24 protein-coding genes are annotated in these 25,775 nt (G+C 63.4%); 19 read left to right on the plus strand and 5 right to left on the minus strand.

Annotated elements, in window-relative coordinates; translation table 11 throughout:
• The first annotated feature begins 20 nt into the window (after positions 1-20).
• Genes ccoO through ccoP form a run of 3 tightly spaced genes read left to right on the plus strand, consistent with a single transcriptional unit; the run spans position 21 to position 1,890 of the window.
• Positions 21-791 carry a cytochrome-c oxidase, cbb3-type subunit II gene (gene ccoO / locus ACFTOW_RS13040; RefSeq protein WP_379916474.1) on the plus strand — a complete coding sequence of 257 codons (771 nt, stop codon included), beginning with the start codon at positions 21-23 and terminating at the stop codon, positions 789-791.
• 10 nt (positions 792-801) lie between these two features.
• Positions 802-993: a cbb3-type cytochrome c oxidase subunit 3 gene (locus tag ACFTOW_RS13045; protein WP_379916394.1), complete on the plus strand. Its 192-nt coding sequence runs from the start codon at positions 802-804 to the stop codon at positions 991-993.
• Positions 994-996: 3 nt separating this feature from the next.
• Complete coding sequence (gene ccoP / locus ACFTOW_RS13050) at positions 997-1,890, plus strand: cytochrome-c oxidase, cbb3-type subunit III (protein ID WP_379916396.1); 894 nt, start codon at positions 997-999, stop codon at positions 1,888-1,890.
• A 153-nt stretch (positions 1,891-2,043) separates the two neighbouring features.
• Here the strand turns inward: ccoP and ACFTOW_RS13055 are convergent, their stop codons facing one another.
• Positions 2,044-3,882: a GMC family oxidoreductase gene (locus ACFTOW_RS13055; protein ID WP_379916398.1), complete on the minus strand. Its 1,839-nt coding sequence runs from the start codon at positions 3,880-3,882 to the stop codon at positions 2,044-2,046.
• A gap of 357 nt (positions 3,883-4,239) precedes the next feature.
• Between ACFTOW_RS13055 and ccoG the strand changes: the two genes are divergently transcribed.
• From ccoG to ccoS, 4 genes are read left to right on the plus strand one after another with little or no spacing between them, the layout of a single operon-like run.
• The gene (gene ccoG / locus ACFTOW_RS13060; protein WP_379916400.1) at positions 4,240-5,673 is read left to right on the plus strand and encodes a cytochrome c oxidase accessory protein CcoG; all 1,434 of its coding nucleotides are present in this window, start codon (positions 4,240-4,242) and stop codon (positions 5,671-5,673) included.
• Positions 5,673-6,131, plus strand: coding sequence for a FixH family protein (locus ACFTOW_RS13065; protein WP_379916402.1), 459 nt, complete (start codon positions 5,673-5,675; stop codon positions 6,129-6,131). Before ccoG ends, ACFTOW_RS13065 begins: the two co-directional genes overlap by 1 nt.
• A 13-nt stretch (positions 6,132-6,144) precedes the next feature.
• Positions 6,145-8,331, plus strand: a complete 2,187-nt coding sequence (locus ACFTOW_RS13070) for a heavy metal translocating P-type ATPase (RefSeq protein ID WP_379916404.1) — start codon at positions 6,145-6,147, stop codon at positions 8,329-8,331.
• A gap of 6 nt (positions 8,332-8,337) precedes the next feature.
• On the plus strand, positions 8,338-8,496 hold the full coding sequence (gene ccoS / locus ACFTOW_RS13075) for a cbb3-type cytochrome oxidase assembly protein CcoS (protein WP_379916406.1): 159 nt from the start codon (positions 8,338-8,340) through the stop codon (positions 8,494-8,496).
• 58 nt (positions 8,497-8,554) lie between these two features.
• Here ccoS and ACFTOW_RS13080 read toward each other — a convergent pair whose 3' ends face one another.
• On the minus strand, positions 8,555-9,880 hold the full coding sequence (locus ACFTOW_RS13080; RefSeq protein WP_379916408.1) for a D-alanyl-D-alanine carboxypeptidase family protein: 1,326 nt from the start codon (positions 9,878-9,880) through the stop codon (positions 8,555-8,557).
• A gap of 321 nt (positions 9,881-10,201) precedes the next feature.
• Positions 10,202-10,903: an HAD family hydrolase gene (locus ACFTOW_RS13085; protein WP_379916410.1), complete on the minus strand. Its 702-nt coding sequence runs from the start codon at positions 10,901-10,903 to the stop codon at positions 10,202-10,204.
• Between the two features lie 97 nt (positions 10,904-11,000).
• On the opposite strand from ACFTOW_RS13085, the gene clpS reads away from it, so the two are divergent.
• The 5 genes from clpS (at position 11,001) to ACFTOW_RS13110 (ending at position 15,322) form a co-directional block, all read left to right on the plus strand.
• On the plus strand, positions 11,001-11,318 hold the full coding sequence (gene clpS, locus ACFTOW_RS13090) for an ATP-dependent Clp protease adapter ClpS (protein ID WP_379916412.1): 318 nt from the start codon (positions 11,001-11,003) through the stop codon (positions 11,316-11,318).
• A gap of 5 nt (positions 11,319-11,323) precedes the next feature.
• A complete protein-coding gene (locus ACFTOW_RS13095; protein WP_379916414.1) occupies positions 11,324-12,319 on the plus strand; it encodes a class I SAM-dependent methyltransferase in 996 nt (331 codons plus the stop codon).
• Between the two features lie 39 nt (positions 12,320-12,358).
• A complete protein-coding gene (locus tag ACFTOW_RS13100; RefSeq protein WP_379916416.1) occupies positions 12,359-13,159 on the plus strand; it encodes an SDR family NAD(P)-dependent oxidoreductase in 801 nt (266 codons plus the stop codon).
• A 78-nt stretch (positions 13,160-13,237) separates the two neighbouring features.
• Positions 13,238-14,125, plus strand: coding sequence for an oxygen-dependent coproporphyrinogen oxidase (gene hemF, locus ACFTOW_RS13105; RefSeq protein WP_379916420.1), 888 nt, complete (start codon positions 13,238-13,240; stop codon positions 14,123-14,125).
• Positions 14,126-14,278: 153 nt separating this feature from the next.
• Positions 14,279-15,322: a cytochrome-c peroxidase gene (locus tag ACFTOW_RS13110; RefSeq protein WP_379916422.1), complete on the plus strand. Its 1,044-nt coding sequence runs from the start codon at positions 14,279-14,281 to the stop codon at positions 15,320-15,322.
• 54 nt (positions 15,323-15,376) lie between these two features.
• Here the strand turns inward: ACFTOW_RS13110 and ACFTOW_RS13115 are convergent, their stop codons facing one another.
• Complete coding sequence (locus ACFTOW_RS13115) at positions 15,377-16,078, minus strand: response regulator (protein WP_379916424.1); 702 nt, start codon at positions 16,076-16,078, stop codon at positions 15,377-15,379.
• Positions 16,075-17,997, minus strand: coding sequence for a hybrid sensor histidine kinase/response regulator (locus tag ACFTOW_RS13120; RefSeq protein WP_379916426.1), 1,923 nt, complete (start codon positions 17,995-17,997; stop codon positions 16,075-16,077). The genes ACFTOW_RS13115 and ACFTOW_RS13120 overlap by 4 nt, the downstream gene beginning before the upstream one ends.
• 215 nt (positions 17,998-18,212) lie before the next feature.
• Here ACFTOW_RS13120 and ACFTOW_RS13125 point away from each other — a divergent pair, with 215 nt between their 5' ends.
• The 7 genes from ACFTOW_RS13125 to ACFTOW_RS13155 all read left to right on the plus strand — a co-directional run bounded on the left by ACFTOW_RS13125 (position 18,213) and on the right by ACFTOW_RS13155 (position 25,775).
• Positions 18,213-20,174, plus strand: coding sequence for an AMP-binding protein (locus tag ACFTOW_RS13125; RefSeq protein ID WP_379916476.1), 1,962 nt, complete (start codon positions 18,213-18,215; stop codon positions 20,172-20,174).
• A 93-nt stretch (positions 20,175-20,267) separates the two neighbouring features.
• A complete protein-coding gene (locus ACFTOW_RS13130; RefSeq protein ID WP_379916428.1) occupies positions 20,268-21,089 on the plus strand; it encodes an ABC transporter ATP-binding protein in 822 nt (273 codons plus the stop codon).
• A gap of 80 nt (positions 21,090-21,169) precedes the next feature.
• Positions 21,170-22,156, plus strand: coding sequence for a branched-chain amino acid ABC transporter permease (locus tag ACFTOW_RS13135; protein ID WP_379916430.1), 987 nt, complete (start codon positions 21,170-21,172; stop codon positions 22,154-22,156).
• 2 nt (positions 22,157-22,158) lie between these two features.
• Positions 22,159-22,416, plus strand: coding sequence for a hypothetical protein (locus ACFTOW_RS13140; protein WP_379916432.1), 258 nt, complete (start codon positions 22,159-22,161; stop codon positions 22,414-22,416).
• The gene (locus tag ACFTOW_RS13145; RefSeq protein WP_379916434.1) at positions 22,416-23,492 is read left to right on the plus strand and encodes a branched-chain amino acid ABC transporter permease; all 1,077 of its coding nucleotides are present in this window, start codon (positions 22,416-22,418) and stop codon (positions 23,490-23,492) included. The genes ACFTOW_RS13140 and ACFTOW_RS13145 overlap by 1 nt, the downstream gene beginning before the upstream one ends.
• 101 nt (positions 23,493-23,593) lie before the next feature.
• Positions 23,594-24,877: an ABC transporter substrate-binding protein gene (locus tag ACFTOW_RS13150; protein WP_379916436.1), complete on the plus strand. Its 1,284-nt coding sequence runs from the start codon at positions 23,594-23,596 to the stop codon at positions 24,875-24,877.
• A gap of 58 nt (positions 24,878-24,935) precedes the next feature.
• Positions 24,936-25,775 (plus strand): ABC transporter ATP-binding protein, encoded by an 840-nt coding sequence (locus ACFTOW_RS13155; protein WP_379916438.1) that lies wholly within the window; start codon positions 24,936-24,938, stop codon positions 25,773-25,775.

Consider the following 25,775-nt stretch of genomic DNA (forward strand, 5'->3'; position numbering starts at 1 on the left):
CAGAAAACACCAAACCTCCCATGCCGGCCTCGGCAACCGGTATCGGCGACCGCCCCAAGAAGCGGACGTTCCTCGACCGTCACCAGATACTGGAGCGCAATGTCAGCCTTCTTGCGGTCTTTGCCTTCCTTGTGGTGACAATCGGCGGGATCGTTCAGATCGCCCCCTTGTTCTGGCTGGAAAACACGATCGAGGATGTCGAGGGCATGCGCCCCTACACCCCGCTCGAACTGGCCGGGCGCGACATCTACGTGCGCGAAGGCTGCTATGTCTGTCACAGCCAGATGGTGCGCCCGATGCGCGACGAGGTGGAACGCTATGGTCACTACAGCCTGGCGGCAGAGTCGCAGTATGACCACCCGTTCCAGTGGGGCTCCAAACGGACAGGGCCCGATCTGGCCCGCGTCGGTGGTCGGTACTCGGATGACTGGCATGTCGATCACCTGCGCGATCCGCAGTCGGTCGTGCCGGAATCGGTCATGCCGAAATACGGGTTCCTGGAACGGCGCCTGATCGACGGCAGGTACATCACCGATACCATGAAGGTGCATGGCTGGGTGGGCGTCCCCTATACCGACGAGATGATGGAGAACGCCCGCGCCGACTTCCTGGCGCAGGCCGATCCCGACAGCGACTATGACGGGCTGCTGGAACGCTATGGCGACACCGTCAACGTGCGCAACTTCGACGGCCAGCCGGGTGTGTCCGAGGCCGACGCGCTGATCGCTTACATGCAGATGCTGGGCACGCTGGTCGATTTCTCGACCTTCATCCCGGATGAAAGCCGCTGAGGAGGTACCGATGGAAACCTATTCATTTCTGCGCCAACTCGCCGACAGCTGGTTCCTGCTTGCGATGTTCGTCTTTTTCCTCGGGGTCGTGATCTTCGCGTTCCGCCCCGGCTCGACAAAGGTGTACGAAGACGTGGCAGACATCCCGTTCCGGCACGAAGACAAACCCGCCCCCCGTGGCGGCCCGGCCGAGGAGGCCTGAACCATGGCAAAAAAGCCAAACGACACCAACGACGTCGAAACCACGGGCCACTCCTGGGATGGCATCGAGGAATACAACAACCCCCTGCCGCGCTGGTGGCTCTGGGTGTTCTACGCGACCATCATCTGGGGCATCTGGTACACCATCGCCTATCCTGCGTGGCCAGGGATCAAATCGGCGACCAGCGGCTATCTGGGGTTTTCCACCCGTGGCCAGGTGGCCGATGACATCGCCGAGTTCGAGGCCCGTCTGGAACCGATGAACGCCAGGCTGGTGGCTGCCGACCTGAACGAGATCCGCGACAACCCCGAGCTTGAAACCTATGCCGTCTCGGCCGGCTCCGCGGTGTTCAAGACCTGGTGCGCGCAGTGTCACGGCTCGGGTGCTGCCGGTGTGCAGGCGGCGGGTTACCCGAACCTGCTGGATGATGACTGGCTGTGGGGCGGCTCGATGGAAGAGATCCACCATACGATCGCCCACGGCATCCGGAACGAGGATGACCCGGATGCGCGCTGGTCCGAAATGCCCGCCTTTGGCCGCGACGGATTGCTGAGCCGCGAAGAGGTCGAGCAGGTGGTCAACTACACCATGTCGCTCTCGCCCAGCTATGCGCCGCAAGACCCCGCGCTGGTCGAGGCCGGGGCCGAGGTGTACGAATACAACTGCGCCGCCTGCCATGGCGAAGACGGCAAGGGCGACCGCTTTCAGGGCGCACCGAACCTGACCGACGCGATCTGGCTTTATGGCGGCACCTACGAGGCGGTCTATGACACGGTCTGGAACTCGCGTTTCGGCGTCATGCCCGCCATGGGAGGTGCCCAACTGTCCGAGGCCGAGATCCGCGCTGTCACCACCTATGTCCACCAGCTGGGCGGCGGCGAGGCTCCTCAGGAATAACCGAATACCCATGGGCAGCAATGCCCATGGGTCAGGCACCGGCCCTTCCGTCCTGTTCGCGCGTTTCCTGGAAGGCCGGTGCCACCTTTTACACAACACCCCGGGGCGTCAAGCCCCGGGGTGTTGCCGTTTCAAGGGCGGAGCCACCTATGGTCAGGCGGCCACTTGCCGCCGTGTCAGGGCGTACTGCGCAGACAGGATGTCGGCGGCCTTTTCCCCGATCATGATCGACGCGGCATTGGTGTTGCCACTGATGATGTCCGGCATGATGCTGGCATCCGCCACCCGCAGGTTGGCGACACCGTTCACCCGCAGGGTCGGGTCGACCACATCCCCCATGCGACAGGTCGAACACAGGTGATAGACCGTGGAGGAATAGTGCAGCGCCATGTTTTCCAGCAGCGCATCGCTGGGTGGTTCGCCCGGCACATAGCCGTGCTTCTTGGCCAGCGCCGGCGGCACGTTCAGCGGCCCCGGCTTGACCTCGCCGGGCCAGTGCTCTGCGATGTCCAGCGCCTTGCGCATCACGGCCACCATCACCTTGAGGTCATGCGGATCGGTGAAATAGTTCATGCGGATGATCGGCGCCTCGGCTGGATCAGAACTTGCCAGCACGATCTCGCCCTTGCTGTGCGGCAGCACCGGGTTGGCCAGCAGGATCATGTTCTCCTGATCGGGGGCCAGCGTGGCCTCGGCGTTCTCGAAAAAGGTGGACAGGTCGATCCGAAGCCGCTCACCCAGCAGGCTGGCATCATAGCCGCAGGGCACATAGCCGATCTGCGCATCATGGCTGTGGGTATCGCCCAGCCCTGTCGAAAAGAACGCCACCGCATCATAGAGCGACGAGGATACAAGGCTTTCGCCGGTTTCCATCCACTGGCCCAGACGGCCTTCGGCCTCGGCCTTCAGCGCGGCCAGTTCCGGCGGCAGGTTCGCATCCTCTGCCGGATCGGCGGGCAGCGGTCCGGCAGGCGCGCGCAGGGCATCCGGCCCGGCGGACACGCCCACCTCGGCAATCGGCAGGCCAATTCCCTTGGCCGGGAAGAACAGCGCGCAATGCAGGTGATCCTTCAGGTTCTTGCCCACGGCGGGCAGTTCAAGCTGGCAGTCGATATCCACCGCCTCAATCTCGCGGCGCGGGCCGATCCCCGACAGCATCAGGATCTGCGGCGAACCGACGGCCCCCGCGCTTAGCACCACGTCGCGCGCGGCGTCGATCTGATGCAGCGCGCCATCCGCGCCGCGGTATTCCACCCCGGTCGCGGTCAGCCCCTCGGCCCCCTGGGACAGCAGAACGCGCGTGACATGGGCCTGCGTGATGATTGTCAGGTTCGGGCGTTCTTCGGTCTCGCCTTGCAGAAAGGCGCGGTAGGTGCTGGACCGCATCCCCTTGCGGGTCGTGGTCTGGAACAGCGACGCCACCCCCGCAGGGTTGCGCCGGTCGCGCCCGTTGTAATCGCCCGTGGCGATGCCGGTCGCGGCGGCAGCCTTGACGAAATCGCGCGAGGCCGGGATGACCGGCGACCGCACCGACACGCCCAGCGGGCCCCCCGTACCATGCGCCTCGGGATCGACCGAGATTTCGTTGCTTGGGGTCAGGTCTTCGCTCTTGATGAAATAGGGCAGGACATCGTCATAGCTCCAGCCCGTTGCCCCGCCTTCGGCCCAGGCATCGAAATCGCCCGGATGGCCGCGCACATAGGCCATGTAGTTCAGCCCCGATGATCCCCCCAGCATCTTGCCGCGCGGCACCGGCATCACGTTGTCCACCAGCCCCAGCCCGGCATTGCCGGGGTCGGCCGTGTACATCCAGTCAACCGACGGGTCCAGTTGCAGGCTTGCGACTGCGGCGGGCATCATCTCGTGCGGCGGCGGGGTGCCGCCGGCCTCGAGCAGCGCAACAGTGCAGTTGGGGTCTTCGCTCAGCCGGGCCGCGATGACCGCGCCCGCAGATCCACCACCGACGACAATAAAGTCGAAGTTCTCTGACATATAGATTTTCCTCCCTTGGACGCTCCGGTTTGGTCCGAAGCAGCCATCTCAACATCCCGGTCTGGAATGCCTCCTTGGGCATGGTGCGCGGGCTTGGTGCCCCGATCAAGCCTTTTGCGTGACCTGCGCGGCGCGGCGGGCGATGCGTATGGACCGTGCATCGGGTGTGCATGACCTGTGTATGACGGCTTTTGGGCTTGTTAGACGCCTGCACCCCGCGCCGATCGGTCACACTGCCCCTTGCCCCTCATATTCAAATAGATGTGTCTGAGAGGCAGAATTTGACTCAGGTCAATGATCGCTGGAGCGCAGCCTGACACAAGGGACGCAAAGCGATCCAATCTCCGGAGTAAGTCCGTGTCCGACACGCAACCAGACGCCCCCAGCCTTTACGCAGCACGCGAGCCCATCTTTCCCAAGCGGGTCAGCGGAAACTTCCGCAATCTCAAGTGGATAATCATGCTTGTGACGCTGGGCATCTATTATGTCACGCCATGGATTCGCTGGGATCGCGGGCCGAATCTGCCCGATCAGGCGGTGTTGATCGATCTGGCCAACCGGCGGTTCTTTTTCTTCTGGATCGAGATATGGCCGCATGAATTCTATTTCATCGCGGGCCTTCTGGTCATGGCGGGTCTTGGGCTGTTCCTGTTCACCTCGGCGCTGGGCCGGGTCTGGTGCGGCTATACCTGTCCGCAAACCGTCTGGACCGACCTGTTCATCCTGGTCGAGCGCTGGATCGAGGGCGACCGCAACGCCCGCCTGCGCCTGCACCGCCAGCCCAAGATGGATTTGCGCAAGGCACGGTTAAGATTGACAAAATGGACAACCTGGCTGCTGATCGCGCTGGCCACCGGCGGCGCGTGGGTGTTCTATTTCGCCGATGCGCCGACGCTGCTGGTTGATCTTTTCACGCTGAACGCGGGGCCGATCGCCTATACGACCGTCGCGATCCTGACGGCCACGACATTTGTCTTTGGCGGCTTTGCGCGTGAACAGATCTGCATCTATGCCTGCCCGTGGCCGCGCATCCAGGCCGCCATGATGGACGAGGACACGCTGACCGTGGGGTACCGCGCCTGGCGCGGCGAGCCGCGCGGCAAGCACCGCAAGGCCGAAGGCGCGCAGGAACTGGGCGACTGCATCGACTGCATGGCCTGCGTCAACGTCTGCCCCATGGGCATCGACATCCGCGACGGTCAGCAGATGGAGTGCATCACCTGCGCCCTGTGCATCGACGCCTGCGACGACGTGATGGACAGGATCGGCAAGCCCCGTGGCCTGATCGACTATATGGCGCTGACCGACGAGGTTGCGGAACGCACGGGCACGCCGCCCAAGTCGGTCTGGAAGCACGTGTTCCGCCCGCGCACGATCCTGTATACGGCGCTGTGGTCGCTGGTGGGTGTCGGGCTGGTCGTGGCTTTGTTCATCCGGTCAGATATCGACATGTCCGTGGCGCCGGTGCGCAACCCCACCTTTGTCACCCTGTCCGACGGTACGATCCGCAACACCTATGACGTGCGTCTGCGCAACATGCAGGGCGAGGATCTGCCCTTTGCGATCAGCGTGGTGGGCCACCCGTCGCTGACCATCGAACTGGAAGGCAGCACCGATGGCACCGTTCTGGTGCCCGCTGACGAGACGTTGCTGCAACGGGTCTACATCACCGCCCCCCCGGGGTCCGAACCCGCGCAAAGCGAGCGGTCGGACATCCGCATCTGGGTCGAGGATGCAACAAACGACGAACGCGTGTACAAGGACACTGTCTTTAACGGAAGGGCAAACTGATGGCAGAACGCGGACTCACCGGCAGGCATGTCCTGTTCATATTCGTCGCCTTCTTTGGCACAATCATCACAGTCAACCTGTTCATGGCCTACAGCGCGGTTTCAACCTTTCCGGGGCTTGAGGTGCGCAACGGATACATCGCCAGCCAAAGCTTTGACGAGCGCCGCGCGGCACAGGAAGCCCTGGGATGGTCCGCGCGGGTCGAGGTCAACGATGGCCAGTTGTCCATCGCCATCGTCGACGCTGCAGGCGATCCCGTGCAGGCCGGCGGGGTCGAGGCGCTGGTGGGGCGGCCCACCTCGGACCGCGACGATTTCGTTCCGGAACTGGTGTTTGACGGGCGCGCCTATGTGGCGCCGGTCACGCTGGCCGGTGGCAAATGGATCCTGCGGCTGAACGCGGTGTCCGCACAGGGCGAGCCGTTCGAACAACGCCTTGATGTGCATGTGAACTCCTGATCGGACCACGCCCATGACCGCCACGCTGCGCCCCGGTGTTTCCGCCTGTCCTGCCTGCTCGGCCGCACCTGCGGCCGAGGCACTGGCAGAGCGTGCCGTGTTGAAGGACGCGCGCATCGCCCTGTCGCTGCCCGCGATCCATTGCTCGGCCTGCATCACCGCGGTCGAAGAGGCGTTGCAGGATCATCCCGGCGTTCACGCGGCGCGGGTCAATCTGACGCTGAAACGTGCCACGGTCGAGGCCGCCCCCGATGTCATGCCTGACGACCTGATCCGCACCCTGTCTCGCATCGGGTACGAGGCGCATGAACTGGATGCCGGCACCCTGTCGGCCACGCAGACCGACAAGGCGGGGCGCGATCTGCTGATGCGGCTGGCGGTGGCGGGGTTTGCCGCGATGAACGTGATGCTGCTGTCGGTCTCGGTCTGGTCCGGGGCGGCGGACGCGACGCGCGACATGTTCCACTGGATTTCCGCGCTGATCACCATGCCGGTGGTGCTGTTTTCGGGGCAGCCGTTCTATCGCAGCGCCTGGGCCGTTCTGAAGCACGGGCGGCTGAACATGGATGTGCCGATCACGCTGGCCATCGTGCTGGCCGTCGTCACATCGCTGTGGGAAACCGCGCTGTCGGGCAAACACGCCTATTTCGATGCGGCGCTGGCGCTGACGTTCTTTTTGCTGGCCGGGCGGTATCTGGATCATCGCACCCGCGCGATTGCCCGCTCGGCCGCCGAGGAATTGGCCGCGCTGGAAGTGCCGCGCGCCTTCGTCCTGCGTGACGGGGCCGAGGTTCAGCTGCCCGTGGCCGAGCTGGTGGTGGGCGATCTGCTGCGCGTGCGCCCCGGTGGGCGCATGCCGGTGGATGGCGTGATCACCGATGGGGTTTCGGAACTGGACCGGTCACTGCTGACGGGGGAAACCCTGCCGGTGTTTGCCGAACCCGGTCGCGCCGTATCGGCGGGCGAGGTCAACCTGACCGGCCCGTTGACGATCCGCGCCACGGCAGTGGGCGAGGAAACATCGCTGCACCGCATGGCCGATCTGGTGGCCATCGCGGAATCCGGGCGCTCGCGCTACACCTCGCTGGCGGACAAGGCGGCAAAGCTGTATGCGCCGGGGGTGCATATCCTGTCCGCGCTCAGCTTTCTGGGTTGGTATCTTTACACATGGGACGTGCGCACTGCGCTGAACATCGCCGCCGCCGTCCTGATCATCACCTGCCCCTGTGCGCTGGGTCTGGCCGTGCCGGCGGTGACCACGGCGTCCAGCGGGCGGCTGTTCCGGCGGGGCATGCTGATCAAGGACTCGACCGCTCTGGAGCGTCTGGCGCAGGTCGATACGGTGGTGTTCGACAAGACCGGCACGCTGACCCAGGGCACGCCGACCCTGACCAATCTTGCCGATCACGCCGCCAGCGATCTGCAGATCGCCGCGGCCTTGGCGGCGGGGTCGTCGCACCCGCTGTCGCAGGCCATAGTGGCCGCTTGTGACGCCGCAGGCGTGGTGCCTGCCGAGGTGTCGGATATCCACGAGCGGCCCGGTTACGGCACCGAAGGTGTTTGGCAGGGGCTGACCGTGCGGCTGGGCCGTGCCGCCTGGGTCGAGGCGCCCGCACTTGCGCAAACCAGCGCCTGGCTGCGCATCGGCGACGAACGCCCGCGCGCCTTTACCTTTGCCGACAGCCTGCGGGCGGGGGCCGAGCAGGCGGTGCAGGGGCTGATCGCCTCGGGGCGGCAGGTCATCCTGATCTCGGGCGATACCACCCCGGCGGTCGAGGCGCTGGCAAACCGTCTGGGCATCACGCAATGGGTGGCCGAGGCGCTGCCCGAGGACAAGGTCAACCGCATCAAGGCCCTCAGCGATCAGGGCCGCCATGTGCTGATGGTGGGGGACGGGCTGAACGATACCGCCGCGCTTGCGGGCGCGCATGTGTCGATCTCGCCCGCGTCGGCGCTGGATGCGGCGCGCGTGGCCTCGGACATCGTTTTGCTGGGGGGCGATCTGTCGCCCATCGCCGAGGCGGTCACCACCGCGCAATCGGCCACGCGGCGCATACGCGAGAATTTCCAGATCGCGACGGTCTATAACATCGTTGCCGTGCCGCTGGCGGTGGCGGGCCTGTGCTCACCATTGATCGCGGCCTTGGCCATGTCGCTCAGTTCCATTACGGTCTCGCTGAACGCCCTGCGGCTAAGGTGACCCCTGATGGAAGTGCTGGCCTATCTGATCCCGATATCCCTGACGCTGGGTGGCGTCGGCCTGCTGTTCTTTGTCTGGACGGTCCGCACCAATCAGTATGACGACCCCGAAGGCGACGCGCGGCGGATTCTGTCGGACAAGTATGACGACAAGCCCAAGAAATAGCCCTCGCCCGTCAGTATAGCGGCAGGGAGGCGGGCTTCAGCCCCACGCCCTGTCACACTCAGCTTGGCGGCGGGCCGACCATGAAGCAGGTCACCTGACGCGCCTGCAGGCGGCGACAGGCCAGATCGGCGGTATCGCGTGTCATGCCAAGGAAATTCGCATCGAACCCGCCGCTGCGCTTGACCACCTTGCGCAGGCTGCCGTCCAGCGTGTCCATTTCGACCAGCGCGGTTTGCAGCAACGTCTTTTCGGCCAGATGCCGGTTGGGGAAGCGTCCGACATTGATGCCCCAGTGACGTCCGCCCGAGGTCGACAGACGTGTCACGACTTCGGGTGTGGCTTCGGGCACAGCGGCTGCGGCAACCACCTCTTGTGTGATTTCCGCCGGACGGATGCGCGGGGTAATGCTTGCGCTTGGGGCCGCGGCGCCCATGGCGACGGTTTGAAGTGTTTCAGGCGCAGGGGCCTGCACGGTCTGGGCTTCCTGCAGGGCCTGCTCGATATCGTCCTTCATGGCGACGATCACCGGCTGGGGCTGTTCGGCGCTGACCGGACGCATCTGGGGACGCAGGCTTTCGCGCACGGCGGTGACCAGCCGGATGGTCTTGCCGGCGGTGCCTGGCACGGACTGGTAGTCGGGCGGGGTGGGGCGGCGCAGGGCCACCTGCGTCGGCGCGCGCTGGAACCCCAGATCCAGCAGTTCGGCCACGCGGGCATTGCGCGAGGCGGTCGACCGTCCGCCGAACACCGTGGCGATGACCCGCTGGTTCCCGCGCTCGGCCGATGCGACAAGGTTGAACCCCGCGGCGCGGGTATAGCCCGTCTTGATCCCGTCCGCGCCCCGGTAGGATGACAGCAGGCGGCTGTTGGTATGGGAGACGGTCGCCACCCCGGCGTCCGCGGTGCGGCGCGAGAAAAGGTTGTAATACTGCGGAAAGTCATACAGCACGTGACGCCCCAGAACGGTCATGTCGCGCGCGGTCGACAAGTGCCCGTCTTGCGTCAGGCCGTGCATGTTCTTGAAGGTGGTACGCGTCATCCCCATCGCCTTGGCGGTGCGATTCATCCGCGCGGCAAACGCCTCTTCCGAGCCGGAAATCGCCTCGCCGATCGCGGTTGCCGCGTCATTGGCCGACCTGACGGCGGCGGCGCGGATCAGATAGCGAAGCTTGATCTTCTGGCCCGGTCTCAGCCCCAGTTTGCTGGGCGGTTCGGCGGCGGCATTGCGAGAAATCGTCACAACGTCATCAAGGCCGATCTCGCCGCGCTGCACTGCTTCGAACGCGATATAGAGCGTCATCATCTTTGTAAGCGAGGCCGGATGCAGCCGCGTATCCGCGTTCTCTGCATGCAGCACTTCTCCCGTGCGGGCATCGATTACCATGGCGGCATAGGGGGCTGCCACCGCTGAAAGCGGGACAACGATCAAAAACCATGCTGCCGCGATCCAATACAGGGCCTTACGGCCCGGCGTCCACTGCCGATCCTTCACGATCACTGCCTTCTCTGCCTCGATGCCGCCGGTTTTCCGGTCTGGCTTTCTGCTTGATTGGAGAAAAGATAGCACAATCAATAGTGGCTTTGAAACTCTTATTTTACAATGGTTTTCCAAGATTTTCAGCCGTGGCCGAGGCATATGTAGGGGTCGCAATGGCCTGACCCCCAAGACCGTCGAATGTGGCGGGATTGTGGCCAAACTGACGGCTCAGCCGATCTGCGCCACGAGCGCGGGCAGGGATGCCAGATCCGGCAATTCATGAAAGCGGGGGGCGTTCCTTGGCGGGTCGGCGTGTTCGATTTCCCATGTCAGGCCATGTGGAACCCAGACGCCCCAGCCGCCAGCCTCGATCACCGGGACGACATCGGATTTCATCGAATTGCCCACCATCAGGGCCCGCGCGGCCCCGTCGCCATGGCGGTCGAATATGGCACTATAGACGGGTTGCGTTTTGGCACTGACGATTTCGACCCCGTCGAACAGGTCGCCCAGACCCGATTGCGCCAGCTTGCGCTCCTGATCCAGCAGATCGCCCTTGGTGATCAGCAGCACGCGATGGGTGCCGGCCACCGCCTCGACCGCGGTGCGGGCATGGGGCAGCAACTCGATCGGATGTTGCAGCATGTCCTGACCCGCCGCGATCAGTTCGCGGATCACGGGGGCGGGCACGCGGTCGTCGGTCACGTCCAGCGCGGTTTCGATCATCGACAGGACGAATCCCTTGATGCCGAATCCGTATTGGCCAAGGTTGCGCCGCTCGGCCGCCAGCAGGCGCGATGCCAGATCGTCCGGATCGGCGTAGTCGGCGAGAAGGTCGTGAAACCTTGTCTGGGTAAGCTGAAAGAACCGCTCGTTGTGCCAAAGGGTGTCGTCGGCGTCAAAGCCGATGGTGGTCAAATTCCGTGTCATACCCGGACAACCCTTTTCTAATCCCGGTCAGAGGATATATAGACATGGCGTGACCCGAAACCGGAAACTGGATGCGATGACCCACTGGCCCCTTCATATGTCTGACAACGAAGATGATGACGGCGAAGCCGAAGTCGTCGTCAAGACGCGGCCAAAAACCCAGCGCCCGCCGCTGTACAAGGTGCTTTTGCTGAACGACGATTACACCCCGATGGAGTTCGTCGTGCATGTGCTGGAACGGTTCTTTGGCATGAATCACGCGCAGGCGTTCGAGATCATGCTGACCGTGCACAAGAAGGGGTTGGCCGTGGTGGGCGTGTTCAGCCACGAGATTGCCGAGACGAAGGTGACGCAGGTCATGGATTTCGCCCGTCAGCATCAGCATCCGCTGCAATGCACGATGGAGCGGGAATAACCCGCTTGTCACACCCCCGGTTCATTCTGGCCCAGGAGGCGCGTCTTTTCGACCTGCCCGATGCGGGCGATCTGGTCGTGTGCGGTGCCGTGGCAGGCGTTGATCTGAACGATCTTCCCACCGACCGCGTGCTGATCGTCTCCGACATGAAGACCGATCACACCGCCTGTACTGCTGTGGGCCTGCGGGTTGCGGTCGACATGCCCGCGCACGCCGCATCGGTGCTGATGATCCTGCCGCGCGCCAAGGTGCTCGCGCGGGGGCTGATTGCGCGGGCCGTGGCGGTCAGCGATGGCCCCGTGATCGTGGATGGCGCCAAGACCGACGGGGCGGACAGCGTGCTGAAAGACTGCCGCGCACGGGGCACGGTGGATCAGGTGATCGCCAAGGCGCATGGCAAGCTGTTCGCGCTGCGCGCCGACGCGGCGGCCTTTGCCGATTGGGCATTGCCCGACACGCCGCAGGATGCCGGTGATGGTTTCGTGACTCTGCCGGGCGTGTTCTCATCTGATGGCATCGACCCGGCCTCGCGCCTGCTGGCCGACAGCCTGCCCAAGACCATTGGCAAGCGTGTGGCCGACCTGGGCGCGGGTTGGGGATATCTGTCGGCGCGGGTGCTGGAGCGTGCAGACATCACCGCCCTGCATCTGGTCGAGGATGACCACAGCGCGCTGGCCTGCGCCCGGATCAACGTGACCGACCCGCGCGCGCAGTTTCATTGGGCCGATGCCACGCAGTGGCGGCCCGATGCGGCGCTGGACGGCGTCGTGATGAACCCGCCGTTCCACAGTGGCCGCGCCGCCGATCCGGGCCTGGGGCAGGCGTTCATCGCCAGTGCCGCAGCCTGTCTGGCCCCGCATGGGCGGCTGTGGCTGGTGGCCAACCGCCATCTGCCTTACGAGACGGTGCTGGGTCAGCAGTTCCGCGAGGTGCAGGAAATCGCGGGCGACAGCCGGTTCAAGGTGCTGTCTGCCCACAGACCAACCCGTCACAAACGCTAGGCCGGCGCGCGCCGGCCACGCCATGCAGGAGGCATGCAGATGTCCTTTTCCATCGCCGGCAAGACCGCCATCGTCACAGGTGCCGCCAATGGCATCGGCCTCGCCATCGGTCGGCATTTCGCCGACAAGGGCGCGAATGTGATCTTTGCCGATATCGACGAGGAACGGCTGATCAAGGAGGTTGGCACCAACACAGACGGCTCCAATATCCGCTATTTCGCGGGGGATCTGCGCCAAAAGCTGACCATCGCCAACCTGCTCTCGGCCACGATCGACGCGTTCGACAGGGTCGATATCCTGATCAACGGATCGCGGCAGATGATCGCCTCGGACCCGCTCAACCCGGATGACGATGCGATGGACATGCTGCTGGAGCAGAACCTGCTGACGTCGCTGCGGCTCAGCCAGCTTGTTGCCAAGCGCATGATCAAGCAGGCCGAAGGCCAGACCGAGGGCACGGCGGGGACGATCGTCAACCTGTCGTCCATCGCCGCACGTCGCACGAATCCCGAACTGCTTGCCTATTCGGTGTCCACCGCCGCACTGGACCAGATGACCCGCAGTCTGGCGGTGGCGCTGGCCCCCTACCGTATCAGGGTGAACGCGGTGGCCTTTGGCTCGGTCATGTCCAACAGCCTGAAAGGCGCGATCAAGGAACACTCGGAATATCGCAGCGATATCGAGGATCACACGCCGCTGGGCCGCATCGCGGCACCCCGCGAACTGGCCGAGGCGGTGCATTACCTTGCCTCGGATGCCGCCGGGTTCATGACCGGGCAGATCATGACCGTGGATGGCGGGCGCACCCTGCTGGACCCGGTGGCGGCGCCCGCGCATTGACCGCCCGGTCTGCGGGCTTGTTTTGGCTTCACCCATCGGGACAAAAACCGTAAGCCTGTCCCAAAGAGGAGCCACGACATGACCGATTTCGCCACCGAAAAGACCACCGCAAGCGACTGGTTCCGCCAGCTGCGCGACGATATCGTTGCCGCCTTTGAAGGGCTGGAAGACAGCCACGACACCGGCCCCATGGCCGCGATGGCACCGGGCCGGTTCGAGGTGACCAAGACAACACGCACCTCGGATGACGGCAGCGACGCGGGCGGCGGGCTGATGAGCGTGATGCGCGGCGGGCGGGTGTTTGAGAAGGTCGGCGTCAACGTCTCGACCGTCTATGGCACGCTTGGCGATGCGGCGCAGCGCGCCATGGCCGCACGGGGCGTGCCCGGCATGGACAGCGACCCCCGGTTCTGGGCGAGCGGCATCAGCCTGGTGGCGCATATGCAAAACCCGCATGCGCCGGCGGTGCACATGAACACGCGCATGTTCTGGACACCGCATGCCTGGTGGTTCGGCGGCGGGTCCGACCTGAACCCCTGCATCGAGTACACCGAGGATACCGCGCATTTCCACGCCACGCAAAAGGCCCATCTGGACCCGCACGGGGCCGATTGGTACCCCAAGCTCAAGGCTTGGGCGGATGAGTACTTCTATATCCCCCATCGCAAGCGCGCGCGTGGCGTGGGCGGCATTTTCATGGACGATCAGAACAGCGGCGACTGGGCGGCGGATTTCATCCTCACGCAGGATATCGGCCGCGCGTTTCTGCCCGCCTATGTCCCGCTGGTGGAAAAGCGCCGGGTGCAGCCGTTTGACGATGCCGACAAGGATGTTCAACTGGTGCACCGCGGCCTTTATGCCGAATACAACCTTGTCTATGACCGCGGCACCAAATTCGGTCTGGCCACGGGGCATGACGCCAACGCCGTGCTGATGAGCCTGCCACCGCTGGCCAAATGGGTCTGACACCGCAAGGATGTTCACATGTTAAACCTATGTGAAAGCTGCAAAATGTAGCTGGAATTGATCTAAGTCAACGTATTGGGCCTGTGCGCCGGTTAACGTGATTCCAAGCAGGAAACGCATATCACGAAGACCGGGGCACAGGAGGCCCAAGCAATGAAACTCAGAACACTTCTATTCTCGACCTCCCTGGCTGTCATCGCGGCCCAGGCCGTCAGCGCGGATGAATTGCGTGAATGGGCCGAAGAGACATTCAAGCCGCTGCCATCGACGATCCCGGCGCTGGCCAACAACCCGGTGACCCCGGAAAAGATCGATCTGGGCAAGGCGCTGTTCTTTGATCCGCGCATGTCGGCCTCGGGCGTGTTCTCGTGCAACTCGTGCCACAACCTGGCCACGGGCGGGGATGACAACATGCCGGTGTCCATCGGCCACGGCTGGCAGAAGGGTCCGCGCAACTCGCCCACCGTTCTGAACGCGGTGTTCAACACGGCGCAGTTCTGGGACGGCCGCGCGCCCGACTTGGCCGAGCAGGCCAAGGGCCCGGTGCAGGCCGGTGTCGAGATGGCCAATACGCCCGACAACGTGCTGGCGACGCTGAATTCGATGCCGCAGTATCAGGAGTGGTTCAAGGCGTCGTTCCCCGAAGAAGAAGACCCGGTGACCTTTGACAACTTTGCCAAGGCGATCGAGGCTTTCGAAGCCACGCTGATCACGCCCGCGCCCTTTGATGCCTGGCTGAATGGCGATGACAACGCGATGAACGCCGATCAGCTGGCCGGTCTGGAACTGTTCATGGAAAAAGGCTGTGCCGCCTGCCACAACGGTGTGAACCTTGGCGGCAACGGGTACTACCCCTTTGGCCTGATCGAAAAGCCGGGTGCCGACATCCTGCCGGTGGGCGACAAGGGCCGCTTTGCCGTGACCGAGACGGTTGATGATGAATACGTGTTCCGCGCCTCGCCGCTGCGCAACATCGACCAGACCGCGCCCTACTTCCACTCGGGTCTGGTCTGGGATCTGAAAGTGGCCGTGCAGATCATGGGCGAAAGCCAGCTGGGCGAAGACCTGAGTGATGAAGAGGCCGACAAGATCGTGGCCTTCCTTGGCACGTTGACCGGCACGATGCCGCAGGTCGTCTATCCGGTGCTGCCTGTCGAGACGGCAACCACGCCGCGCCCGACGGGTGAGGTTCAATAAGCCGACAGGATTTGCGTTCCTGACAGGCGCGCGTGGGCAACCACGCGCGCCTTTTCATGTCCAGTCGACATCGCCCAGAAAGATATAGCCCGCGCCATAGATCGTCTTGATCAGGCGCGGGTTTTTCGGGTCTTCGCGCAGCTTGGTGCGCAGCCGCGAAATGCGCACATCCATCGCCCGGTCAAAGCTTTCGCCCGCCGCCCCGCCCAGTGTTTCCTGCATCACCGCGCGCGATATCAGCCGCTTGGGGCGTTCCAGAAACAGGCGCAGCACCTCGCCCTCGGCATGGGAAAACGGGGTTTGGGTGCCGCCCTCGTCCATCAGCGTGTAGCTGTCGAAACAGGCGGTCCAGCCGTTGAACCGTGCGCGGTTGCCGGTTTGCGTGGCGGACCGGTCGCGACGCAGGCGGGCCCGTATGCGGGCCACCACCTCGGCCGGATCAAAGGGTTTGATGATGTAGTCGTCCGCCCCCAATTCCAGCCCCGTCACCCGGTCCTGCACCTGCGCGCGGCCCGAGATGATGATCACCGTCGCCCCCTGCTCCAGTGCCAGACGATGCACCAGTGTAAGCCCGTCTCGGTCGGGCAGCGACAGATCGACAAGGCAGACATCGGGGGTGGTGGTTTTCAGGGCGGCCTCGAACTCGGTCGCGCGGGCAAAGGTGATGGTGCGGAACCCCGCCTCTTCCAGCGCGTCGGCCAGCATGGTGCGGATCGCCGGTTCGTCATCCAGGATCGAGATCAACGGCTGTGTCATGGCGTGGCCCCCCGGGCGGTCAGGAACGCGGCCAGATCACGTGCCGAGAACGGTTTGCGCAGAACCGCCGCGCGCGTCAGGGCGCGCGCGTGCAGCGGATGATCGGGAGGCAACGAGGTCATCAGGATGCAGGGCGGCGCAGTTTTGGGCAGGGCGGCGACCAGATCAAGGCCCGTCGCCGTGCCCTCAAGCGAGATATCGGACAGGATCAGCGCGATATCGGGCAGGTCGGTCAGAAGGGTCTGCGCCTCGTCCACCGAGGTCGCCTCGATCACGGTATGGCCCAGATCGGTCAGCATGGCACGGATGCCCGCGCGCAGGTCGGTGCTGTCCTCGACCAGCAGGACAAGACCGGGGGCGACGGGGGCGGGTGCCGCGCGCAAGGGCAGGCGCAGGGTCACCTGCGCGCCGGTATCGGTATTGGCCAGCCGCACGCGCCCGCCCGCCAGTTTCGATGTGTCATAGACCATGGACAGGCCCAACCCGGACCCTTCGCCGCCCTTGGTGCTGAAGAACGGTTCAAGCGCGTGATCCAGGGCGTCGGCGCTGAACCCCGGGCCGGTGTCAGTGACGGTGAAATCGGCCCAGATGCCCTGCACCGGCGTCACGGTCAGGGTGATGCGCCCATTTGCGCCCATCGCGTCGCGGGCGTTCAGGAACAGGTTGAGCAGTGCGTCCTGCAACATGCCGGGGTCCAGCATCAGGCGGTTGCGGTCCAGCGTGTTGAAAATCTCAAGGCTCATGCGGGTGGGCAGGGCCGGGGCGGCCAGGGTTTCCAGATCGCGCAGCAATGCACCCAGATCGGTGGGCTGGGGCTGCCAGTCGCGCGCGCCGGTGATGTCGGCCAGCCGGTTCAGCAGCGCGCCACCCCGATGCGCCGCTCCCAGCGTCGCGGCCACAAGATCGGTCGCGCCCGGCGGCAGGTCCATCCGTTGCAGGCGCGACTGGCTGCCCATGATGATGGTCAGAAGGTTGGAAAAATCATGCGCCATGCCGCTGGTCAGTTGCGCCGCCATCTCGCGCCGGCGTGTCTGTTGCAGGGCGGTGCGGGCCTGTGTTTCCTCGGTGATGTCGGTGGACAGCAGGTAGACGCCCATGATCTGCCCATCCGGCCTGCGGTCGGGGGTGAACGCGGTACGGATGCGGCGCGATGTGCCTTCATGGGTGAATTCGAACACCGAAGGCTGCCCGTGAAACGCGGCCTCAAGCCGGGGACGGATATGACCGAACGCCTCGTCCCCCAGCGCCTTGGCGATCGGCAGGCCCACGATGGCTGATGGCCGCCCCGGCAGGATCGAGTTCAGCCGCCGGTTCGAGAATGTATAGGTCATGTCGCGGCCAACATGGGCGATATGGGCCGGCATCATTTCGGTGGTCAGCCGTGTGCGGGCTTCGGTTTCGGTCACTTGCCTCTTGGCCTCTTGCAGGGCGGCGATGGTGCTGGCCAGTTGGCGGTTGGTGGCGGACAGTTCCTCGGCATAGTCCAGCAGCTTGTCCGACAGCTCTTCCGAGCGGGCGCGCAGCAACTCTTCCTGCGTCTTGGTGTGGGTGATGTCGGTATAGACGGTGATCCAGCCACCCTCGGGCAGGGGTGCGCCTTCGACGCTGATGACGCGGCCATTGGCGCGGGTGCGCTCCATGTAGTGCGGGGCGAAGGCGCGGGCCTGTTCCACGCGGGTCGCCACCGCGGCCTCGACATCGTCGATGGGGCCATATTCGCCCCGCTCGACCAGATGGCGGATGGTGTCCTCGAACCGGGCTCCCGGTTCGGTCAGCCGGGGGGGCAGGTCGAACATCTCGCGGAACATGCGGTTGCCCGTCACCAGCCGCAGGTCGCTGTCATAGATCGACAGGGCCTGCTGGATCAGGTTCAGACCGGCCAGCATCATCGCGGCGCTATGGGGGTTTTCCTGTTCCATCGTCCTCCCTTGCCCAATGGCGATAGCACCGCGCGCGCGATCGGCAAAGCCTGTCGAACACCTGTTACAATTCGTAAGGTTTGCGAAATGATCACGTAAAAGTTGACGGCAAGGGTTTTAGCTGCACCACTAAACCCGGAGGAATCGCCGGGACAGGCGGTCATCTGTCCGGATCGCTCCGGGCATAGGGAGGAACAGATTTGGCACAGTCGTCTATGGCGACCGGCGGCGGGCTTGCGTCCGTTCCGGCGCTGCTGCTTCGTAACGCTGCGCAATTCGGCGACAAGCCGGCGTATCGCGAAAAGGAATTCGGGATCTGGCAATGCTGGACCTGGAAGGAGACCGAGGCCGAGGTCCGCAGGCTTGCTCTTGGCCTGATGAACATGGGCGTGAACGAAGGCGATTTCATCGCCATCATCGGCAACAACCGCCCGCATCTGTACTGGTCGATGGTCGCCGCGCAATGGGTTGGTGCCATTCCGGTGCCGCTCTATCAGGATTCAGCCGCCGAAGAGATGGCCTATGTGCTGGAGCACTGCGGCGCGCGCTTTGCCATCGTCGAAGATCAGGAGCAGGTCGACAAGGTGATCGAGGTGCAGGAGCGCCTGCACCAGTTCGAGCACATGATCTATCTCGATCCCCGGGGCCTGCGAAAGTACGACCACACGCATCTGCATGAATTCAGCCATGTGCAGGAGCAGGGACACGCCGCCCGCGACGAGTTCACGCCCGAGCTGGAACGGCGCGCCGCCGGGCTGGATTACAACAGCACCTGCGTGATGCTGTATACCTCGGGCACAACGGGCAAGCCCAAGGGTGTTGTTCTGTCAAACCGCAACATCATCGAAACCGCCAAAAGCAGTGCCGAATTCGACCACCTGGGCCCGGGCGAAGAAATCCTCGCCTATCTGCCAATGGCATGGGTCGGCGATTTCATCTTTTCCATCGGGCAGGCCTATTGGACGGGCTTTTGCGTCAACTGCCCCGAAAGCCCTGACACCGTGGCGTCGGACCTGCGCGAGATCGGGCCGACCTATTATTTCGCGCCGCCCCGCGTGTTCGAAACGCAACTGACCAGCGTCATGATCCGCATGGAAGACGCCACGCGGATGAAAAAGTGGCTGTTCGACACCTTCATGGCGCATGCCCGGAAGGTCGGGCCGGACATTCTGGATGGCAAGCCCGTGGGCGCGTGGGACCAGTTCAAATATTGGCTGGGCGATCTGTTCATCTATGGGCCGCTGAAAAACACGCTGGGCTTTTCCAAGGTGCGCGTGGGCTATACCGCCGGCGAGGCGATCGGGCCGGAGATCTTTGATTTCTACCGCAGTCTGGGGATCAACCTGAAGCAGCTTTACGGCCAGACCGAGGCGTCGGTGTTCATCACCGTGCAGCCCGACGGCGAGGTGCGCAGCGACACGGTGGGCGTGCCCGCACCGGGGGTCGAGCTGAAGATCGCCGAGAATGGCGAGGTCTATTACCGCAGCCCCGGCGTGTTCGAATATTACTACAAGAACGAGGAAAGCACCGCCTCGACCAAGGATGCCGAAGGGTGGGTGGCCACGGGCGACGCGGGGTTCATCGAACCCGACACCGGGCATCTGCGCATCATCGACCGGGCCAAGGATGTGGGCAAGATGGCAGACGGCAGCCTGTTCGCGCCGAAATACGTCGAGAACAAGCTGAAGTTCTATCCCAACATCCTTGAGGCGGTGGTGTTCGGCAACGGCCGCGACCGCTGCATGGCATTCATCAACATCGACCTGTCGGCGGTGGGCAACTGGGCGGAACGCAACAATATTTCCTATTCCAGTTATCAGGAACTGGCAGGGCACCCACAGGTTTATGCGACTATTCAGGCCCATGTCGAAGAGGTGAACGCCAGTCTGGCGCAGGACGAGATGCTGTCGGGCTGTCAGGTGCACCGCTTCCTGATCCTGCACAAGGAGCTGGACGCCGATGATGGCGAGATGACCCGCACCCGCAAGGTGCGCCGCCGCATCGTGGAAGAGAAGTTCGATGATCTTATTCAGGCGCTCTATGGCGGCAAGGCCGAGCAATATACCGAAACCGAAGTCACCTATGAGGATGGTCGCAAGGGCAAGATCACCGCGACGCTGGAAATCCGCGACGCCAAGGTGATGCCGGTGGTGCCTCAGAAGGTGGCGGCGGAATGAGGGCCGGTCGTGCGCCGCTCGTGCCCTTGCAGGGCACATCGCCCCGCCCGCCGTCCCGTTTTGCGGGGGGATCAAGGATGAAGGGAACACGCCATGCTTGACGCAAGCGACGAAGGTTACATCACCGCCGATGGCCGCAAGATCGGTGGCGTGTTGATGGAAATGAAGAATATTTCCCTGCGTTTTGGCGGGGTCAAGGCGATCACCGACATCACCTTCGACATCCGCGAGGGCGAGATCCGCGCCATCATCGGGCCGAACGGGGCGGGCAAGTCGTCGATGCTGAACGTCATCTCGGGCTTCTACGTCCCGCAGGAGGGCGAGGTCTGGTACAAGGGCGAGAAACGCCCACCGATGAAACCGTTCCAGGTGGCGCAACTGGGTATTGCCCGGACGTTCCAGAACATCGCCCTTTTCGAGGGGATGAGCGTGCTGGACAACGTGATGACCGGGCGGCTGAACTACATGAAAACCGGGCTGCTGGCGCAGGCGATCTGGAAGGGCAAGGCCGAGAAGGAAGAGACGGAGAACCGGGAAGTCGTTGAAAAGATTATCGACTTTCTGGAGATTCAGACCATCCGCAAGACGCCAGTGTCACGTCTGCCATACGGGTTGAAAAAGCGGGTCGAGCTGGCGCGGGCGTTGGCGGCCGAGCCGTCGTTGCTGCTGCTGGACGAGCCGATGGCGGGCATGAACGTCGAGGAAAAAGAGGACATGAGCCGCTTTATCCTGGATGTGAATGATGAATTCGGCACGACCATCGCCCTGATCGAGCATGATATGGGCGTGGTCATGGACCTGTCGGACCGGGTTGTCGTGATGGATTACGGCAAGAAGATCGGCGACGGCACGCCCGACGAGGTGCGCAAGAACCAGGCCGTGATCGACGCCTATCTGGGGGTCGCCCATGACTGAAAACACCGCGCACAATCCATGCACAATCCATGCACATCCCATGCATACGCCGACTGCCCCGCAGCAAAGGAGCCTGAGCCATGCCTGATCAACTGGTATACGCGATGGAGGTGTTTCTGAACGGGCTGATGGCCGGGGTGCTGTATGCGCTTGTGGCCCTTGGGTTCGTCCTGATCTACAAGGCCAGCGGCATCTTCAACTTTGCCCAGGGCGTCATGGCCCTTTTCGCCGCCCTGACGCTGGTTGGGATCATGGAAGGCCGGGTGCCGTTCGCGCATCTGATCAAGGCCGTTACCGGGGCGGATGTGCATCACTTTGGCTGGACCGTGCCGTCGCTGGCGGCGATCCTTCTGACGATGCTTGTCATGGTGTTCCTGGCCTGGGCGGTCAACAAGCTGATCTTCAATCATCTTGTGAACCAGGAGCCGATCATCCTCTTCATGGCCACCATCGGTCTGGCCTATTTCATGGAAGGCTTTGGCGACCTGATGTGGGGCGCGGAGATCAAGAAGCTGGATGTCGGCCTGCCGCAGGGGATCAACGATGCGATTGACGAGGTCACGTTCGGCTGGTTCGGATACGGCTTTTTCATCGACAACCTGGACATCGCGGCGACCATCGTGGCGGTCATCCTTGTCATCCTGCTTGTCATGTTCAGCCAGTACACCAAGCAGGGTCGCGCCATGCGGGCGGTGGCCGATGACCATCAGGCGGCATTGTCGGTGGGGATCAGCCTGAACTTCATCTGGGTGCTGGTCTGGTCGCTGGCCGGATTCGTTGCGCTGGCCGCCGGCATCATGTGGGGCACGAAATCGGGTGTGCAGTTCTCGCTGTCGCTGATCGCGCTCAAGGCGCTGCCGGTGCTGATGCTGGGCGGCTTTACCTCGATCCCCGGGGCCATCGTGGGCGGGCTGATCATCGGGGTGGGTGAAAAGCTGTTCGAATTCGCCATCGGCCCGATCATCGGGGGGGCGACCGAAAACTGGTTTGCCTATGTTCTGGCGCTGATCTTTCTCGTCTTCCGGCCGCAGGGCCTGTTTGGCGAAAAGATCATCGAGAGGGTGTAGCCATGGCCAAGCTGATCGCCATCGTCAATGTCGTCGCCTGGTCGGGATTTTGGGCCTTTGGGTACCTGGCGCTGACAGCCGAGCCTGCCGATAACCGGCAGATCACGGTTGCCGCGATCCTTGCCGCGCTGGGCGCGGGTCTGGGCCTGTGGGCCTGGTTCCGCCTGATCCGTGTGACAGAGCACACCGGCTATGCCAGGCCGGCCAACCGCGCCGACCGCAGCCATCTGGAAGAAGAGTTCAACGGGGGAAGTGTCTGATGTTCTATCGTGAGGCCGGCGATTTCAAATCGTCCTATGTGGAAGACAGCCAGACCTTTCCGATCAAGTTCGACAGGTATCGCTATTACGTCGTGCTGATATTCGCCTTTGCCGTCGTGCCCTTTGTGGTCAACGACTATTGGGTGAACGCGATCTTCATGCCGTTCCTGATCTATTCCATCGCGGCGATCGGGCTGAACATCCTTGTGGGGTATTGCGGGCAGGTCAGCCTGGGCACCGGCGGGTTCATGGCGGTGGGGGCCTTTGCCTGCTACAAGCTGATGACGGCCTTTCCCGATATCAGCATCATCATTCACGTGATCCTTGCGGGCGGCATCACGGCGATCGTGGGCGTGCTGTTCGGGTTGCCATCGCTGCGGATCAAGGGGTTCTACTTGGCCGTGGCGACGCTGGCGGCGCAGTTCTTCCTGGTCTGGTTGTTCAACCGCGTGCCGTGGTTCTACAACTATTCGGCCACCGGGCAGATCACCGCGCCCGAGCGGACGGTCGTGGGCGCGCCGGTGACAGGGGCCAACACGGATGCCTGGGCGGCGTATTTCTTTTGCCTCGTGTTCACCGTGGCCTGCGCGATCATCGCGCGCAACCTGACGCGCGGGGCGCAGGGGCGCAAATGGATGGCGATCCGGGACATGGACATCGCGGCCGAGATCATCGGGGTGGACCCGTTGAAGGCCAAGCTGTCTGCCTTTGCGGTCAGTTCGTTCTTCGTGGGCATCTCGGGGGCGCTGTTCTTTGCGATCTATCTGGGCGCGGTTGAAGTGGGCGAGGTGTTCGGCATCCAGAAATCCTTCCTGGTGCTGTTCATGGTGATCATCGGCGGGCTTGGGTCGATCTTTGGCTCGTTCGCGGGGGCGGCGTTTCTGGTGCTGCTGCCCGTGTTGCTGAAGAACACGCTGGTGGGCGGTCTGGGCTGGCCCACCGATCTGGCCGCGCATATCGAATTCATGGTCGTCGGGGCGCTGATCGTCATCTTCCTGATCGCCGAGCCGCACGGTCTGGCGCAGCTGTGGCGGATCGCCAAAGAGAAACTGCGGCTGTGGCCCTTCCCGCACTAGGGCGGGGCAGGTGGGTTGGCACCCACCCTACGAGATACCCGTGCCGCTGTGCGAGACGGGGAAAACCGAGACATCGGAAAAAACCAAGGGAGGAATAACCGATGAGACTGAAACTGATCGCGACCGCGCTGGCAGCCGTGATGGCTGGCGCGCCTGCGATGGCCGAGCTGACCTTTACGGCGCTGAGCTATCGCACCGGACCTTATGCCGCGAACGGGATTCCGTTTGCCGACGGGTATGAGGATTATTTCACCCTGCTGAACGAACGCGACGGTGGCATCGGCGGCGAGCCTGTCCGGCTGATCGAGTGTGAAACCGGCTATAACACCGAAAAGGGTGTGGAGTGTTACGAGGGCACCAAGAGTAGCGGAGCGCTGGTCTATCAGCCGCTGTCGACCGGCATCACCTATCAGCTGATCCCCAAGATGACCGCGGATCAGATCCCCATGCATTCGATGGGCTATGGCCGCACCTCGGCCAAGAACGGCGAAGTGTTCCGCTGGATCTTCAACTATCCGGCCAACTATTGGGACGGCGCGTCGATTGCCATCAAGCACCTGCTGGACGTCAATGACGGGGATCTGAGCGGCAAGAAGATCGCGCTGGTCTATCACAACTCGGCCTATGGCAAGGAGCCGATCCGCACGCTGGAAGAGCTGGCGGAAAAGCATGGCTACGAGCTGAGCCTGCTGCCGGTGGATCATCCCGGGCAGGAGCAGAAAAGCCAGTGGCTGCAAATCCGCCGCGACCGTCCCGATCACGTGATCATGTGGGGCTGGGGCGTGATGAACCAGGTCGCCATCCAGGAAGCCGTGAACATCCGCTATCCGATGGAGAATTTCCTGGGCATCTGGTGGTCCGGGTCGGAAAACGATGTGAAGCCTGCCGGCGACGGGGCCGATGGCTACAAGGCGCTTGCCTTCCACAACTTCGGGTCGGATTACCCGCTGTTCGATGATCTGAAGGAACATGTCATCGACAAGGGATTGGCCGCCGGTGCGGGCGATCAGGTGGGCTCGGTGCTGTACAACCGTGGTCTTTATGCCGCCATGCTGGCCGCCGAAGCCGCCAAGACCGCGCAGGAAATCCATGGTGTGTCGAAGATCACACCGGTGATGATGCGTGATGGCATGGAAGCCCTTGAAATGACCGAGGCGAAGATGACCGAGCTTGGGCTGCCGGGCTTTGGCCCCGAGTTCAAGGTGAGCTGTCAGAACCACGGTGGCAACGGTTTTGCGGCTGTCGGTCAGTGGGATGCGGCTGCGGGTGAGTGGACCATGATCACCGACTACATGCAGGCGGATCAGGACGTGCTTGGGCCGCTGATCGAGGAAGACTCGATGGCCTATGCCGCCGAAAGCGGTATCGAGCCGGGCTGCAACTGAGCCAACATGCGGGCCGCCGATCGTGGCGGCCCGCATCCAACCTGACGGAGCGCGCAACATGCTGGACGCCACACAGACACCAAGCGGAACCAAGGCCGAGACCGTTCTGGAGATCAACAATATCGAGGTGATCTACAACAGCGTCATCCTTGTGCTTAAGGGTGTGTCGCTGCGCGTGCCCAAGGGCGGGATCACCGCGCTGCTGGGGGGCAACGGGGCGGGCAAGACCACCACCCTGAAAGCGATTTCCAACCTGCTGCATTCGGAACGCGGCGAGGTGACCAAGGGCAGCATCCTGTATCGTGGCGAGACGATCCAGAACCTGACGCCGAACGATCTGGTGAAAAAGGGCGTGATCCAGGTGATGGAGGGGCGTCACTGCTTCGAGCACCTGACGGTCGAGGAAAACCTGCTGACCGGCGCCTATACGCGCGGGGCCGGCAAGGGCGATATCGACGCCGATCTGAACATGGTCTACGACTATTTCCCGCGCCTGAAAGAGCGGCGCCGCAGCCAGGCGGGCTATACCTCGGGCGGAGAGCAACAGATGGTTGCCATCGGGCGGGCGCTGATGAGCAAGCCCGAGACGATCCTGCTGGACGAACCCAGCATGGGCCTTGCCCCGCAGCTGGTGGAGCAGATTTTCGGCATCGTCAAATCGCTGAACGAAAACCAGGGCTACACCTTCCTGCTGGCCGAGCAGAACACCAACGTGGCGCTGCGGTTTGCGCATTACGGTTATATCCTGGAAAGCGGCCGCGTGGTGATGGACGGCCCGGCCGACGATCTGCGCGAGAACCCGGATGTGAAAGAGTTCTACCTGGGCATGTCCGACGAGGGCCGCAAATCGTTCCGCAACGTGCGCAGCTATCGCCGCCGCAAACGCTGGCTAGCCTGA

This window comes from Lacimonas salitolerans, from assembly GCF_042677865.1.
GTDB lineage: Bacteria > Pseudomonadota > Alphaproteobacteria > Rhodobacterales > Rhodobacteraceae > Lutimaribacter > Lutimaribacter salitolerans.